This window comes from Lactococcus sp. bn62 (assembly GCF_029492705.2).
GTDB lineage: Bacteria > Bacillota > Bacilli > Lactobacillales > Streptococcaceae > Lactococcus > Lactococcus petauri.
In genome coordinates, this window is record NZ_CP120417.1 from 659,024 (window position 1) to 675,888 (window position 16,865).

General features: G+C 39.1%; 12 protein-coding genes. 9 read left to right on the top strand and 3 right to left on the bottom strand.

Annotated elements, in window-relative coordinates; translation table 11 throughout:
• Positions 1–13: 13 nt before the first annotated feature.
• Positions 14–1,384 carry an LCP family protein gene (locus P3G65_RS03630; RefSeq protein WP_284071332.1) on the top strand — a complete coding sequence of 457 codons (1,371 nt, stop codon included), beginning with the start codon at positions 14–16 and terminating at the stop codon, positions 1,382–1,384.
• A gap of 40 nt (positions 1,385–1,424) precedes the next feature.
• On the opposite strand, the gene P3G65_RS03635 is transcribed toward P3G65_RS03630, so the two are convergent.
• The 3 genes from P3G65_RS03635 to P3G65_RS03645 form a co-directional block, all read right to left on the bottom strand.
• Positions 1,425–2,279, bottom strand: coding sequence for a sugar ABC transporter permease (locus P3G65_RS03635; RefSeq protein ID WP_004258862.1), 855 nt, complete (start codon positions 2,277–2,279; stop codon positions 1,425–1,427).
• Position 2,280: 1 nt separating this feature from the next.
• On the bottom strand, positions 2,281–3,630 hold the full coding sequence (locus tag P3G65_RS03640; RefSeq protein ID WP_019335691.1) for a carbohydrate ABC transporter permease: 1,350 nt from the start codon (positions 3,628–3,630) through the stop codon (positions 2,281–2,283).
• Between the two features lie 71 nt (positions 3,631–3,701).
• Complete coding sequence (locus tag P3G65_RS03645) at positions 3,702–4,937, bottom strand: extracellular solute-binding protein (RefSeq protein ID WP_040086545.1); 1,236 nt, start codon at positions 4,935–4,937, stop codon at positions 3,702–3,704.
• Positions 4,938–5,190: 253 nt separating this feature from the next.
• On the opposite strand from P3G65_RS03645, the gene P3G65_RS03650 reads away from it, so the two are divergent.
• The 8 genes from P3G65_RS03650 (at position 5,191) to P3G65_RS03685 (ending at position 16,858) form a co-directional block, all read left to right on the top strand.
• Complete coding sequence (locus P3G65_RS03650; protein ID WP_019335690.1) at positions 5,191–6,945, top strand: glycoside hydrolase family 13 protein; 1,755 nt, start codon at positions 5,191–5,193, stop codon at positions 6,943–6,945.
• Between the two features lie 254 nt (positions 6,946–7,199).
• Positions 7,200–8,807 (top strand): alpha-glucosidase, encoded by a 1,608-nt coding sequence (locus P3G65_RS03655; RefSeq protein ID WP_040086543.1) that lies wholly within the window; start codon positions 7,200–7,202, stop codon positions 8,805–8,807.
• Between the two features lie 24 nt (positions 8,808–8,831).
• A complete protein-coding gene (locus P3G65_RS03660; protein ID WP_019335688.1) occupies positions 8,832–11,096 on the top strand; it encodes a glycoside hydrolase family 65 protein in 2,265 nt (754 codons plus the stop codon).
• Positions 11,089–11,754, top strand: a complete 666-nt coding sequence (pgmB, locus tag P3G65_RS03665; RefSeq protein ID WP_019335687.1) for a beta-phosphoglucomutase — start codon at positions 11,089–11,091, stop codon at positions 11,752–11,754. The genes P3G65_RS03660 and pgmB overlap by 8 nt, the downstream gene beginning before the upstream one ends.
• A 26-nt stretch (positions 11,755–11,780) precedes the next feature.
• Complete coding sequence (locus P3G65_RS03670) at positions 11,781–12,761, top strand: LacI family DNA-binding transcriptional regulator (protein ID WP_019335686.1); 981 nt, start codon at positions 11,781–11,783, stop codon at positions 12,759–12,761.
• A 204-nt stretch (positions 12,762–12,965) separates the two neighbouring features.
• Positions 12,966–13,634: a response regulator transcription factor gene (locus P3G65_RS03675; RefSeq protein WP_213438991.1), complete on the top strand. Its 669-nt coding sequence runs from the start codon at positions 12,966–12,968 to the stop codon at positions 13,632–13,634.
• 5 nt (positions 13,635–13,639) lie between these two features.
• A complete protein-coding gene (locus P3G65_RS03680) occupies positions 13,640–15,052 on the top strand; it encodes a cell wall metabolism sensor histidine kinase WalK (protein WP_019293803.1) in 1,413 nt (470 codons plus the stop codon).
• A 63-nt stretch (positions 15,053–15,115) separates the two neighbouring features.
• A complete protein-coding gene (locus P3G65_RS03685) occupies positions 15,116–16,858 on the top strand; it encodes a 1-deoxy-D-xylulose-5-phosphate synthase (protein ID WP_107106186.1) in 1,743 nt (580 codons plus the stop codon).
• Positions 16,859–16,865: the final 7 nt, after the last annotated feature.

Genomic DNA, 16,865 nt, shown 5'->3' on the forward strand with positions numbered 1-16,865 from the left:
TAATAGACAGATAATGAAAGATAATAAACAAAAACGTTTTGAATACTTAAGAGCAAATAAAGCTTACTTAAGTGAACGCGAAAAGCAAGAATATTATGAACTAGTAGAAGAAATAGAAGGGTGGCAGGCCCTTGAAGAAGAATATGCGGCTGACATAGAAGAAGAGCGCGCACAGTCTGAAAGTTCTTCTTCTGAGAGACGGAGTAGATCCAGCCGTTCTTTAGATTCAGCACCAGCGCCCTTTTTATCCAAACGTGGGAAAAAGAAAGATAACCGTCGTGCGGAAGAGAGCATTGATGATGAAAGGCCTGAGGAAGCAGCAAGTAAAAAGCCAAAGAAAAAGAAAAGTTGGATAAAACGGATTTTCTTTATCTTAATCGCCTTGATTTTGATTATGATTGGTTTCTTCATTTATGGTTATCAGCGTGGGATTAGTCGAGAAGGTGGCGCGATCAAAGCCGAACAATTCAATGGTGCTGCCAATGCGGATGGCTCAGTCAATATCCTTCTCTTAGGTGCTGATCAACGACCAGGACAAAGCTCAGGAGTGGCCCATTCAGACAGTATTATGGTTTTGAATATTGGCAAAAGCGGCAAAATACAATTCGTGAGCTTTATGCGTGATACTTTGGTCAACATTCCAGGAGTTGGTGATGCAAGCCAAGGACCTAACATGAAGCTTAATGCAGCCTTCACGATTGGTGAGCAAAATGAGAATCAAGGTGTTGAACTTGTGCGTCAAACCTTGCAACAAAATTTTGGTATAAATGCTAAATATTACGCTGTGGTTGATTTCTCAAGTTTTGCAACAGTGATTGACTCAATGTTCCCTGGTGGAGTAAAGATTGATGCCAAATTCGCCACAATTAATGGTCAAAAGTTTGATGAAGTCCCTGTACCGGATGATTTAGCAGAAACTGAAGGGATGGCTAAAAACGATAAGGAACTGAGTGCAGAAGAAGCCGCGGCCTTGGGCTATCCTGATGGTGGTGGAATCTTTATGATGATCAAGCAAGGCCCACAACGAATGGATGGACGTACACTTTTGAACTATGCACGTTTCCGCCACGATGATCAAGGAGACTTTGGACGTGTGCAACGTCAACAACAAGTGATGCAAACTCTCACATCGAAAGTTAAAAATCCGTTGACACTCTTTACTGGTGCAAGTGCCTTGGGTACAGCTCGAGCTGTTACAATGACTAATCTTTCTAACACATTCCTGATCACAAAAGCTTTACCGGCAATGTTTGGCGGTATAGAAAACACAACCATCCCATCCGACAATGATTGGCAATCTGCCTATGATATGTACGGAGGTTCAGGTATCCTCATTGATATGGACAAGTATAGTGCAAAAGCACAAGAACTTTTAGGACAATAAAAAAAGCATTCAACTATAAGTTGAGTGCTTTTTTAGTTTGTTATCCTTTATCTGCACCAGCAGTGATTCCTTTAACATAGAATTTTTGCATAACAATGAAGAGAATAGTGATAGGAATGGCGATAATCACACATCCTGCAACAAATTGGGTAAAGTTTGTTGCAGAGGAACCTCTGGAGTTGGTCATCATGTTTTGCAAGCCATAGGCAATGGTCCTTGATTTAGGATCGCCACCACCTAAGATGACACTCGCAAAGAGGAAATCAAGCCAAGGTGCAATAAAAGCAGTGAGTGATGTGTAAACAATCATTGGTTTTGACAAAGGCAAGGTAATTTTGGTGAAAATTTGCCATTTGGTTGCACCGTCAATCACAGCGGCTTCATCAATTGATGCAGGGATTGTATCAAGGAAACCTTTAAAGATATAGAAGCCTAAACCAGAGCCACCTATATAAATCAAAGTCAGTCCCACTAAGTTGGTCATATTGAATGATTTGAGGATGTAATAAAGAGCAATCATCGCCATGATACCTGGGAACATTCCAATGATAAGTGCTAACTGTAAGAATGGTTTGCGCAATTTGAAGCGTAAACGTGACAATACATAAGACATAACAGTAGTAATCAGCGTGTTAACAACTGCACAGATAACAGCGATGACAAAAGTATTAAGGAGCCAATGTCCGTAAGGATAAACCGGGTTATTGAAAATACCAGTAAAATTATCCAGGGTCCACTGCTGGGGAATGAATGTCGAAACAAAACCAGTGTTATTTTTAGAAAAGCTGGTAAGGATAATCCATACAATTGGGAAAATCCAGATGATTGCAAGTAAGGTCAAGAGCAAGTATCTGAGTACTAATGAAGCTTGACGTTGGCGTTTATATGATTTCATTTTAGCCCTCCTTAAAAGCATTTGTACGGCGGTAAGCAAACAATGAAGCTGTAGCTGAGATGATAAAGATAACGATACCAATAGCTGAAGCTATGTTATAACTTGGAATCGACTTCATGGTTAAGCTGTAAAGCCAGGTAATTAATAAGTCAGTGGAACCCGCTTGGAAGTATTCGGCGTTCAGTGGTCCACCACCAGTCAAGAGGAAAATAACATTGAAGTTATTGATGTTTCCGATAAATTGTTGGATTAAAGCAGGTGTCATAACAAACAAAATTTGAGGGAAAGTAATAGAGCGGAAAATATCAAAACTGTTGGCACCATCAATTTTTGCTGCTTCAATCTGATCTGATGGCAAGTTTTGGATAATCGCTGTTGAAATTAACATAGAGACAGGAATACCAATCCACATATTAACGCCGATAACAGAAAACTTCGCTAACAAAGGATCCATTAAAAATGGAATAGGATGATCAATAAGACCGATACTTTGGAGCCAACTGTTGAGCGGCCCATTGTTGTCTAGGAACATATTCATCATTAAGAGTGAAACAAAAGAAGGAACAGCCATAACGATAACAAAGAGTGTCCGCCAGAAAGCTTTAAATTTAATTCCAGATGATTCAATCAAAAGAGCAAGTAAAACACCAAAGAAGAAAGTTGTCGCTGTTGCAGCCACAGCCCAAACGAGAGTCCAGCCTAAGACAGGGAAGAAAGTTCCAGCGATGTTACCGGTCAGAATCTCACCAAATGAAGCGAACCCCGTCCAAGAAAATCCAATAGGATGATCTTGATTAAAATTGGTAAAAGCAATGGTAATCATGAAAAGCAAAGGAGCAATCGTGAAAACTAAAATGCCGAGTAAGGGAATCGCCATTAGTGTGTAATGGAGGCGACTGTCTAAAAGTGTAGCCAAATCCTCCATAGTCGTAGGGATATGTTCTCCGTCACGATTCAAGACATAGAGATGACGTGTGGAACGAAGGCTTGTGATATAGATGACCGCAACCATTGCAATGAGCACTAAGGACATGACACCAAAAAGGAGGATGAGCATGGAGTTGTCAGGTTGTTGAGTGACATAAATTTGTCGTGCTTCATCAAAAACGACTTGCTTAGTCTTGACATGTCCAAGGCTACTCAGAAGACTGATTGAGCTAATGCCATTGAAGATGAGCCAGAAAAGGAAGACAATTTCGATGATGAGGAAGCTAAAGCCCTTGAGCCATTGTTTATTTTTTAGTTGCGCTAAACCCATGATAAAGAAGCTGAGTTTTGTGAAAATATCACCTTCATGCCACACCTCTTTGTATGTTGCTTCAGGAGATGGTTTAATTTTCTTTTTAAACATATATTTTACCCTTTTGTATATAAAAAATAAGAGGATTAGGATGAGCCCAATCCCCTTAAGTTAATCAAAAATTATTCAGTAGCTGATGAGATTGATTTTACGAAATTATCAAGTTGTACTTGGTATTGTGTAGCCGGAGTCTTACCTGTGTAGGCATTCTCGATAAGTGGGGCAGCCAAGTTCCAGAATGTTGCCATTTGTGGCATCTTAGGCATCAATGTATCGTTTTCTACTTGTTTGATAACTGCAAGAGCTACGGGATCTTTTGCAACTTCAGAATCTTTTTGGGCTTCTTTTGAAACTGGAATTGCATTATTAGCTTTATAGAGTGCTAATTGTGATTCAGTATTTGATAGATACTGAGCTAAAGCAGAAGCAGCAACAGGATCTTCTGATTGTGAATTCACAGCCAGTGTACCGACACCGGAGAAGGCTTGCATTTGTTTAGATCCTGATCCAAAATCAGCAGTTGGTAAGGTTGTTGCACCAAAGTTGTCGCCAAGGATTTCCTTCACTGTGCTACCGTCCCATGGGCCATCGAGGATTGCTTGTGTTTTACCAGATTTGAGGTCGGCCAGAAGGGCTGTACCCGACTGTTTAACACCAGGATTTGCTTTTTGTTGCGCAAACCAAGTCATAGCTTGAACGCCAGCTTTAGTATTTGCATCTGTACCATCAACCGTTTCGCCATCTTTACCGAAGAGCTGTGTTCCATTAGCTAGGAATACAGGATACCAGTTGTAGGAGTTTGTAAAATCTGTTCCAATTGGTGTTTCTGCTGTAAAATCTGCCCAATCTTTTGGAGCTTCACTAAATTTTGCCTTGTTGTAGTAAACAATATTTGACTGTTCATCTTGTGGATAAGCGTAGAGTTTACCTTTCCAAGAGACAGCATCAACAGCGATAGAAATATCATTTGATTTCACCCAATCTGTTGCTGATGGTGAAAGAGGATTGATGTAGCCCGCTTCAGCCATGGCCCCCAACTGGTCGTTGGGTACTTTAAAGACATCTGCGGCTTGTCCGGGGTCTTTACTCACATCTTGTTTTGCATTTGCAGAACCATTTGGAGACTGTGTGACTGTAACTTTAATGTTTGGATATTCTTTGTTGAAGTTTTTAATTAAATCTTTATAAGAAGCAACATTTGCTGGATCGACCCAGAGAGTAACGGCTCCTTTATGGTCTTTAGCATCTGAAGATGAAGAAGTTGTGCTTTCACTACCCTTACTATTCCCACAAGCAGCGAGGCTAGCAAGAGCAATCAGAGAAACGCTACTCAGAGCGATTTTTTTCCATGTGTTCATAAAATATTTCCTCCTAATGAAAATAATTATTCTAATTTGTAATTCTATTTTATGCAAACGCTTCCGTTTTGTCAAGTGCAAACTTATTACAATTTGATTACTGTATATGTTGGTATATACATGTTATGGCTGCATATAATAGAAAGTTTTACAATAGTTTTTATTTTCGATAAAAAAATATACTGCAAACGGTTGCGCAAAAGATGAGCTTATGCTAAAATGAAAAAAACAAGAAAAAAAGAGGTATTTATTCATGAATAAAGCAGCCATTTATCACCGTCCAGAATCAGAATTTGCTTATCTCTATACAGAGGAAACAATTCATATCCGTTTACGTGTTGCACGTGACGACATTCAAAGTGTTGCATTGATCTATGGTGACCCTTATATGTTTGTAAAACGCGATGATGAATCAGAAATGGTTTGGGATTATCAAGAAGTAGAAATGAAACATGGTTTATCCACAGCAGAAAGTGATTTCTATGTGACAGAGGTCGGCGTTCCGCATAAGCGTATGGACTACTTGTTCGTGATTACGGATTACGATGGGGAAAAGGTTGTCTATAGCGACTCTGGTATTCTTCCTTACCAAGTAAAATTACTCACAAAAAAATATGCAGCATTTCGTATGCCATTCTTCCATGAGGTTGATCGTTTTAAGGCTCCTGAATGGGTTAAAAATACAGTTTGGTATCAAATATTCCCAGAACGCTTTGCTAATGGAAATCCAGCCATTAATCCAGTTGGAGTGAAAGAATGGGATCCAACTGAATCTCCCAATCGTCAAGACTTGTATGGCGGCGATCTCCAAGGAGTAATTGATCATTTAGATCATCTGACAGACTTAGGCGTAAATGGCATTTACTTTACTCCTGTTTTCCAAGCCTATTCTAACCATAAGTATGATACGGAAGATTATTTGAAAATTGATCAGTATTTTGGTGATTTAGAAGTTTTCAAAACATTAGTGAAAGAGGCACACCAACGAGGGATTAAAGTAATGCTTGATGCGGTCTTTAATCATATTGGGGATACAAGCCCGCAGTGGCAAGACGTTCTCAAGCATCAAGAAAATTCAAAATATGCGGATTGGTTCCATGTTAATCAATGGCCCGCAACTTACACGCCAACCGAAGATTTTGAGGTTTCTGAAGCAGCAACTTACGATACATTTGCCTTTACACCGCATATGCCAAAATTAAATACTGCCAATCCAGAAGTTCAAGAGTATTTGCTTAATATTGCAGAATACTGGATCAAGGAGTGCGATATTGATGCATGGCGTTTAGATGTGGCAGACGAAGTCGATCATGCTTTCTGGAAAAAATTCCGTACTACATGTGATGCAGCGAAGGATGATTTCTACATATTAGGAGAAGTTTGGCATTCAGCACAACCTTGGCTTGTTGGTGATGAATTTTCGGCAGTGATGAACTATGCTTATACAAATGCGATTATTGATACTTTTGTGAAAGAAGAGTTAAGCTTAGAACAAATGGTTTCAGCGATTAATGCTCAACTTATGCTTTATCGTAAACAGACGAATCAAGTTATGTTTAACATCTTAGATTCCCACGACACACCTCGTCTTTTAACACAAGCTAAAGGAAGTAAGGACTTGGTCAAACAAGTCCAAGCTTTCATGTATCTCCAACCAGGTGTCCCTTGTATCTATTATGGTGACGAATATGGGCTAGATGGTGGCGCTGATCCAGATTGCCGTAAATGTATGCCTTGGACCGAAGAACATCAAGATTTAGAAATGTTTGCTTTCTTCAAAGACTTAGTAGCTTTCCGTAGAGAATACGCGGAGACACTAAGCCAAACAGATTTAGACTGGCAGTGTGTTGATGATACTCAAGGAGTGGTGAAACTGGAACGTGGCGCACTTAAGGCAGTCTTTAACAAAGGTGAACAGCCAGTTAGTGTTGAAGAGGGAGAAATAGTCTTGGCCCATTTGGCTGAAGACAATTATGTTCAGAAAAACGGATTTATAATCTATAAATAGTAGAAATTAAACAAGAGATAGAGATGAAACGTTAGCTCATTCTTCTAAAAGATAACTCTGCCCAGATATTGCTTCTTATATGGAAAAATTTTGACATAATAGAGAAAAAGCCCCTCGGTTTTGAGTGAGTGGGTGCAGGGAAACACCTAGAGTAAAATATTTAAGCAGAATTATAGACAAATGTCTTTCTGACTCTATTTATTGTTTGCGAAGGACTAGCTTTAATTTCAAGAGATATAATCAAAAGGAAAAAAATGAAAAAAGACGATTTTGCGAATTGGACAGGTTACCAGATTTATCCTAAGTCTTTTAAAGACAGTAATGGTGATGGTATGGGGGATTTACAGGGAATTATCGAAAAGCTGCCTTACTTGAAAGATTTGGGGATAGATTTTATTTGGCTTAACCCCATTTACACAAGTCCACAAGTCGATGGCGGCTACGATATAGCTGATTTTTATAGTATTGATGCTCGCTTTGGTAGCTTGGAAGATTTAAAAGAACTTCTGCAAAAAGCGCATGATAACGGCTTGAAAGTGATTATGGATTTGGTTGTGAATCATACTTCCGATCAGCATCCTTGGTTTATTGAAAGTCAAAAATCAAAGGATAATCCCTATCGAGATTACTATCACTGGGCAGATGCAACACCCGAAAAAATGCCGAATGATTGGCAATCTTTCTTTGGCGGCTCTACTTGGACTTATGATGAGCAGACGCAACAAGCTTATTTTCATGTCTTTGCGAAAGAACAACCTGACTTGAACTGGAAGAATCCCCAAGTGCGTCAGGAAATCTATACGATGATTAAATGGTGGTTGGAATTAGGTATAGATGGTTTTCGTTTGGATGCGATTTCTCATATTCAAAAGGAAGACTGGTCTTTTAATATCAAGTCTCTAAGAGGAAATGACCCTTGGCAGCCTTTTATGAATGTGTCAGGTATTGAAAATTATATGGCTGATTTAAAAGAAATATTTGACCAATCTGATGCTTTAACAGTTGGGGAAGCTTCAGGTGTGACTTCAACTGAGGCGCCTGATTGGACGGATGCAAGGTCTGGCTACCTTAAGATGATTTTTGAATTGGAACACAATGTACGTCAGAAGAATTACGCAGGACGTGGCTGGATGTATGGTTACAAAAAGACAATTATTCGTTGGCAAAAGGATATGCTTGCACGAGGTTGGAATGCACTTTATTTAGAAAATCATGACCAACCACGAGCAATCAGTTGTTTTGGTGATGGCAGCATCGCGTCGGCTAAAGCTTTAGCCGTATCTTATATGCTTCTTCGAGGGACTCCATTTATCTATCAGGGACAAGAAATTGGAATGAGTAATTTTCCTTTTACAGATATCACCCAGACAGATGCAACTGAAATCAAGCAGGTTTATGAAGCGTTAATTTTTCAGGGGATGACTAAAAGTGAAGCTTTGGATACAGTGATGGCAAACAGCAGAGATCACTCTCGTACACCGATGCAATGGGACACGAGCCCAAACGCAGGATTTACCAGTGGCAAACCTTGGATGCCTATTCATCCAGATTATAAGGAAGTAAACACAGAAAAATCACAGGAGCTTATCGATCTTTATAAAGTCTTAATTCATCTTCGCCATGAGGAAGAAGACATTGCGCGTGGGTCAATAAAGTTTTGGTTTGAGCAACATCTGACAGCCTTTGTTTACGAACGTGACTCATTTTTGATTATTACGAATTTAGGTACTAAAAAAGCACATCTGGACTTTAACCAAGTAGAAATAGAAGATTACCAGCATATTTTAGGAAGCCGCCCAAGAAAGTTGGAAAAGAAGATGACTTTCTTTCCTTGGGAATATCAAGTGTTTAAGAAAAAGTAAGAAAAGAAAAAGATAGGAAAAAAGATGAAAAAAATCAGCAGAATTATGGAAATTGATCCTTGGCATATCCAATCCAGTAAATTAGAAAAGGAAGAACGCCGTCTTCAGGAATCTTTAACCTCAATCGGGAATGGTTACATGGGAATGCGCGGTAATTTTTCAGAAAAATACTCAGGCGATCACCATCAAGGTACATATATTGCAGGTGTCTGGTTTCCAGATAAAACGCGTGTGGGGTGGTGGAAAAATGGTTACCCAGAATATTTTGGTAAGGCAATCAATGCTTTGAACTTCTCAGGAGTTTCACTTTTTATCGATGATGAAGAAGTTGACCTTTATACTGATAGTATCACTAATTTCCACCTTTCCTTAGATATGCAAAAAGCAGTTCTCTCTTATTCTTATGAAAAAGCTGGCGTTGCTGTTTCCGTTGAGCGTTTTATGTCGATCGTTCATCCAGAATTAGCTGTCTTCTCCTTCAAATTCTCTAGTGTGGATGGTCAATCGCACAAAGTACGTACTGCTTCATTTATTGATGCTGATGTGCACAATGAAGATTCCAATTATGAAGAAAAATTCTGGACTGTTTTAGATAAAGGAGGCGACAAAGAAGGAACTTACATTGCCAATCAAACGATTGCTAACCCCTTTGGCGTAGAGCAATTTACCGTACTGGCAGGGCAAAGTTTTAAGGGAGATTTTCAAGCTCAAGGGCAAGAAACTCAAGAAGAAAAAGTTATTAATTACCATGAAGCAACTGTGGAACAGGAAACACTACATTTTGAAAAACGTGTGATTGTTCTGACGAGTCGTGATTATAGTAATTTAGCTGCAATGCATGAAGCCTTAGCAAGCCTAGAAGAAGTAATTCAAGTGAAATCTTATACACAACTTTTACAAGAGCATGCAGAAGCTTGGGGCGAACGTTGGGAACTTGCGGATGTGGAAATTAAAGGTTCTGATCAAGCACAACAAGGTATTCGTTTCAATCTCTTCCAACTTTTTGCAACTTATTATGGTGAAGACGAGCGCCTCAATATTGGTCCTAAAGGCTTTACAGGGGAGAAATATGGCGGAGCAACTTATTGGGATACTGAAGCCTATGCAGTTCCGCTTTATCTTTCTTTAGCAGATCAGCAAGTGACGCAAAACTTATTACGCTACCGTCATAAACAATTGCCCCAAGCACAACACAATGCAAGACAGCAAGGTTTGGCTGGAGCACTTTATCCAATGGTGACTTTTACAGGTATTGAGTGCCATAATGAATGGGAAATCACTTTTGAGGAAATTCATCGTAACGGTGCTATAGCTTATGCTATTTATAATTACAGCAATTATACTGGCGATGAAACCCATTTGGCTCAGGAAGGTCTTGAAGTACTTGTAGAAATTTCACGCTTCTGGGCAGACCGTGTTCACTATTCGGAGAGACAAAAAGCTTACATGATTCATGGGGTTACAGGACCAAATGAATATGAAAATAATATCAATAATAACTGGTATACCAACACATTGGCAACTTGGGTTTTGAATTATACAATGGAAGGTTTGAAAAAATACCCTCGGCCAGATTTACAGGTTTCGACAGAAGAATTATCGCAGTGGACTGATATCACTACCCATATGTATTATCCGACAGATGAAGAGTTAGGGATTTTTGTCCAGCATGATGGCTTTTTAGACAAGGATTTGACGCCAGTTGCGGATTTAGATCCCAAGCACTTGCCTTTGAATCAAAACTGGTCATGGGATCGTATTTTGCGCTCACCATATATTAAGCAGGCAGATGTTTTGCAAGGGATTTATTTCTTTGGCAACCAATATAGCTTGGAAGAAAAACGTCGTAACTTTAACTTTTATGAGCCATTAACTGTTCATGAAAGTTCACTTTCTCCATCCATTCACGCAATTTTAGCTGCCGAACTTGGAATGGAAGATAAAGCAGTTGAAATGTATGAACGGACTGCACGTTTGGACCTTGACAACTACAATAATGATACAGAAGACGGTTTACATATTACCTCAATGACAGGTTCTTGGTTGGCGATTGTGCAAGGTTTTGCACAAATGAAAACGTGGAACGGTCAGTTAAGTTTTGCGCCTTTCATTCCAAATGCTTGGGATGCTTATAGCTTCCGTATTAATTATCGTGGGCGTCTGCTCAAAGTCAGTGTAGGAGAAAAGCTTCAGATAAAATTGCTCAAAGGTGAACCGATTGCCTTAGAAGTTTATGGTGAATCAGTCCAATTGGAAGGTACTTATGAAGCAGAGGTGAAGCATGTTTAAAGCAGTATTATTTGATCTTGACGGAGTAATTACCGATACCGCAGAGTATCATTTTCAAGCCTGGAAAGCTTTGGCTGAAGAATTAGGAATAGCTGGAGTAGATAGAACTTTTAATGAACAGCTCAAAGGTGTATCCCGCGAAGATTCTTTGAAAAAAATATTGGAGCTTGGTGGAAAGAGTGAAACATATGATGCCGAAAGTTTTGCTCAGCTTGCTAAGCAAAAAAATGATAACTATGTCCAAATGATTCAAAAGGTAGGAACAGAGGATATTTATCCTGGCATATTAGATTTGCTGAAAGATTTACGCGCCCAAAATATCAAGATTGCTTTGGCTTCTGCCTCAAAAAACGGTCCATTCCTTCTTGAAGCGATGAAGTTGAGTACGTATTTTGATGCCATTGCTGATCCGGCAAAAGTTGCAGCTTCAAAACCTGCACCAGATATCTTTTTGGCTGCTGCAGCCGGTGTTGATGTTCCTATTACTTCATGTATAGGAATTGAAGACGCCCAGGCTGGTATTGCAGCGATAAAAGCAGCAGGCGCATTACCTATAGGTGTGGGTTCTGCTGAAGACTTAGGAACGGATATTGCTTTAGTTTCAAATACAAACAGTTTGTCTCTTGAATTATTAACAAAAGTTTGGGAAAATAAGTAGAAGAGAGTAGAATCAGGAGATAGTATATGGCCGTTACGATAAAAGATGTAGCAAAAAAAGCGGGTGTGAATGCTTCAACAGTTAGCCGTGTTCTCAAAGACAGTTCGGAAATCAGTGAGAAGACAAAAGTTAAAGTAAGAAAAGCAATGCAAGAACTCGGCTACACGCGCAATGTGGCGGCTCAGATTCTAGCATCAGGGAAATCTAATACGATTGGAGTCGTCTTTCCTCCTGTCGAAGACAAATCAAACCAACCTTTTTATATGAAAGTTTTGACTTCGATTAATGAAACAGCACGCAAATACGATGTTTCAATTGCTGTTGTGACTGGTTATCAAGAGAGCGAGCTGAAACAACAAGTTGAGTTGATGTATTCCGAGAAGCGCGTGGACGGTTTTATTATCCTTTATGCTGGGAAAGCAGACAGTGTACGCAATTACCTTTTTGATAACAAGATTCCTTTCGTCCTTTTAGGCACGCCAACAGAAAAGCAAAATGAAATTACACATGTGGATAATGACAATGTCTTGATGGGGCATGAGGCGACCAGATATTTGATGGATTTGGGGCATTCGGAGATTTCTTTTGTGACCGATACGAAAGATGGTGAAGTCTTTGAGGAACGCTATCAAGGCTATCAAGATGAAATGCTGAAAAAACAAGGTAAGCCGAATTTACTCGTTTTTGAAGAAAATATGACCTTGAAAGATGAAACAGGCCTTGTTGTTATGGATGAAGTCTTAGCTTTGAAAGTAATCTCTCGCTTGTCAGAGCAAGGTGTGAAAGTACCAGAAGATGTTAGCGTGATTACTTACAACAACTCTGCCTTTTCAACACTTGTTCACCCTTATCTGACAACCTTTGACATCAATATCGTACGTCTTGGAGCAGCAACAGTCGAGAAGTTTCTTGGGCTGACGCAAAATAAGGAAGCCTTCCATGATAAAACAATTATTCCTTTTGAGCTTATCCTAAGAGAAACGACAGCGCCTAAAGAAAAAGAGTAAAGAAAAAGAGTAAAGAAAAAGAGTAAAGAAAAACAGTGAAGAAATCCCTTCACTGTTTTGTAATGAGTAAATTTCAAAAAAGATTAGCTTTCACCTTCTTTTAGCTTTAAATAAGAAAAAAAGGTCATAATAGTGTAAAATAAAGGGAAGGATGGGTAAATTTCTCGTGTAAATTTTCCCGTTAGTGTAAGAAAGATGGATGCGATGATTAAAATATTATTAGTTGAAGATGACCTCTCTTTGTCAAAATCAGTTTACGATTTCTTGAAATCTTTTGCTGAGGTAAAGCAAGTTTTTGATGGTGAAGAAGGACTTTATGAAGCAGAAATGGGGATTTATGATTTAATCCTCTTAGACTTAATGTTGCCTGAGAAAAACGGATTCGAAGTACTCAAAGAATTACGTGATCAGAATATTGATACACCAGTTTTAATTATGACTGCAAAAGAGTCTTTAGATGATAAGATGCACGGTTTTGATGTTGGAGCAGATGATTATTTGACGAAACCTTTCTATCTTGATGAGTTGAAAGCGCGTATTCAGGCGCTCTTAAAACGTACAGGAAAACTGGAAGATGCTAACGGTCTTTCTTATGGCAATGTGCGCTTGAATTTGACCAATAAGTCAGCATTTGTGAATGACACACCAGTGGAATTAATCGGTAAAGAGTTTGATCTTGTAGTTTATTTGATGCAAAACCAAAATGTCATCTTGCCTAAAGAACAAATCTTTGACCGCATTTGGGGCTTTGACAGTGACACGACAGTAACTGTAGTTGAAGTTTATATGAGTAAAATCCGTAAAAAACTTAAAGATACAGACTTTGCCCAAAATCTAGCTACATTGCGTAATGTCGGCTATATTTTACGGTAAGTTTTATGAAAAAGATAATTGAAAAAATAAAATCGATGCCAATTGTGAAAAATGATGGGAAAAATTTCCTTCATTTTTTTCTAGATTTCACGATCATCTTCTTTGCACTCACAGTAATTATTTTGCAAGTGCTCACAAGCGGGGTCTATAAGTCTACTGACCAAAATTTACGAGATTTAGCAGCTAATCCAGATATTTTAAGAGCGCTGGCACTTGATCAGGCGGGAGTCAATCAAGGGACATTTGAAATTAATCAAGGCAATTACAGTCCAACAAACAGTATCGTCATGTACGATGAAAAGGGCAATGTCTTAGGACCAACAGGCAGTGTTGATGCAACAACGAAACCAGGAAGCAGCAGTCAGCAACAAATCATACGTGTCGACCTCGTACGTTATCAACTTGAGAAGACAGCCAAGTTAGACAAGGACGCCCTTGGACAAATCAAGTCGATTTCTATTCGGAATCCTTATGGTCCTGATTGGCATTATCGATATGTTACCTTGGCGATGCCACAATCAAACCTGGACACAACCTATGGTGCAAGCAACATTGCTTATATTCAAGTTTTTAGTAACGTGGATCAACTTCAAGATAGCTTGAGTCGGAGTAATTTTATTATCATTACAACAATGGTTATGTTCTGGTTTATTTCCGTGATTATTAGCTTGTATCTTGCCAACTGGACGCTGCGTCCTGTTATGGTTGCCTATGAAAAGCAGAAAGCTTTTGTTGAAAATGCAAGCCATGAGCTAAGAACGCCTCTCGCTATTTTACAAAATCGCTTAGAATTACTTTTCCAAAATCCGAATGCAACAATAATTGAAGAATCTGAAAATATCTCAGAGAGTCTTTCGGAAGTACGTAATATGCGACTTTTGACGACTAATCTGTTGAACATGGCGCGACAGGACAATAACATTAAAACAAATCCTGAGCCAACAGATAAGGAATTCTTTGAAGCCATCTTTAGCAATTACCAGCTCTTGGCAGAAAGTTCTGATAAGTCTTTAAAAACTACCTTAAAATTTGAAGGAGCTTTAAGTTTAGATCAAAGCTTAGTGAAGCAACTTTTAACGATTTTGTTTGATAATGCCATGAAATATACAGGCGAAGATGGTGAAATTCAAGTTGATGTTCAAAAAAATGGAGCAACCCTTCTACTGAGTGTGTCTGATAATGGAGAAGGAATTACAGCAGCTGATAAGAAAAAAATATTTGACCGATTTTACCGTGTGGATAAAGCAAGAACACGACAAAAAGGTGGCTTAGGTCTTGGCTTATCCCTTGCACAGCAAATAGCTGAGGCACATAATGGCCGAATCACGGTTGAAGATAATCAACCGCGTGGTACAAAATTTACTGTCCGTTTACGGACAAGTCCATCTCCCAAATCAGCAAAAGTGAACAAAAAGTAATAGAATAGATTGTAAACTTATGCACTATGAATAAAAGTGAAAAATGAGTGGAAAGAGGCAAAGATGACTATTTTAGATAAAGTAAATGCGCCAGCAGATTTAAAAAAGCTAAGCGCTGCTGAATTAACCGAACTTGCTCAAGATGTTCGAGGAGCAGTGCTCAATAAAGTCAGTCAGATTGGGGGACATACAGGACCAAATCTGGGTGTCGTAGAATTAACCATTGCCTTGCACAAAGTCTTTCAATCGCCTGTGGATAAATTCGTTTGGGATGTTAGCCACCAAACTTATCCACATAAAATTCTAACAGGACGTAAACACGGTTTTCAAGATGGGCATTTTCATGACATCACGGGTTATACAAGTCAACATGAATCAGAACATGATTTTTTCACTGTTGGACACACCTCAACGTCTGTTGTAAATGCGATGGGACTGGCTAAAGCACGTGATTTAACAGCGCAAAAAGGTAATATTATTGCTATTTTAGGTGATGGTTCACTTTCTGGTGGCTTAGCATTGGAGGCAATCAGCAATGCTGGTGCTTATGATAAAAATTTCATCCTGATTCTCAATGATAACCAAATGTCAATCGCTGAAAATCATGGTGGGATTTATAAAGGATTAGCTGAATTACGCGCAACAGATGGTCAATCACCAAATAATCTGTTTAAAGCATTTGGATTAGATTATAAGTATTTAGCAGATGGTAATAATCTCGAGGCGCTCATTTCTTTTTTTGAAGAAGTAAAGGATATTGACCATCCGATTGTTTTACATGTCAATACCGAAAAAGGACATGGTTATCAACCTGCTGTTGACATGAAGGAAGCCTTCCACTGGCGCTCTCCCTTCAATTTAGCAGACGGTTCTTTGAAAAATATAAGTTCAGCGAAAAATTATACCCGTATTATTCTTGATTATATGGAAGAAAAAGTTGCTGAGGGTATGCCTTTAGTCGCAGTCAATGGTGGAATTCCAATGGTGAATAACCTAAAGGAATTTGCTGAAAAGCACCCAGAAAACTATGTTGATGCTGGGATTGCTGAACAATATGTGACGACCTTTGGCGGAGCGGTTGCAGCAGGTGGGGCACGTGCAATGATTTTTCACAATTCGACCTTCATGCAACGTGCTTATGATCAATTTTTACATGACTTGGCAATCAACAAGGAACCAGCGGTCGTTATTGTAAAATCAGCCTCCATCTCTGGTTCGGATAAAACTCACCAAGGGAGCTTTGCAATAGGTATGCTCTCTAACATTCCTGATTTGGTCTACTTGGCGCCAACGAGTGAAGAAGAGCTTGTAGCAATGTTGGATTGGGCACTGACACAAAAAGACCATCCAGTGGTACTACAAATTCCTGAGCATGGTGTGGAAAATCGTTCAACCGTGTTGACTGATTTCAGTAAAGCACAGTATGGAATTGTGCGTAAAGGTGAAGAAGTTGCCATTCTGGCCTTGGGCGGTCTTTTTAGTCACGGTCAAAAAGTAGCAGAAGAACTGGAGAAATTACAGATCAATGCTACACTAGTTAATCCAATGTTCGTTGCAGAACTTGATAAGAAAACCTTGAAAGAATTGACTGGGGACCATAAAGTCTTTGTGACCATCGAGGATGGTATTCTAGATGGCGGTTTTGGTCAAAAAGTTGCTGGTTATCTTGGACAATTTGGTGTGAAAATATTGAATTATGGTGCAGATAAGGAGTTTAATGACTCTGTTGCTGTGGATGAACTTTATGATCGTTATCATTTGACGCCAGAACTGATGATTGCAGATATTCTAGAAGCCCTAAAATAAAAGGAAA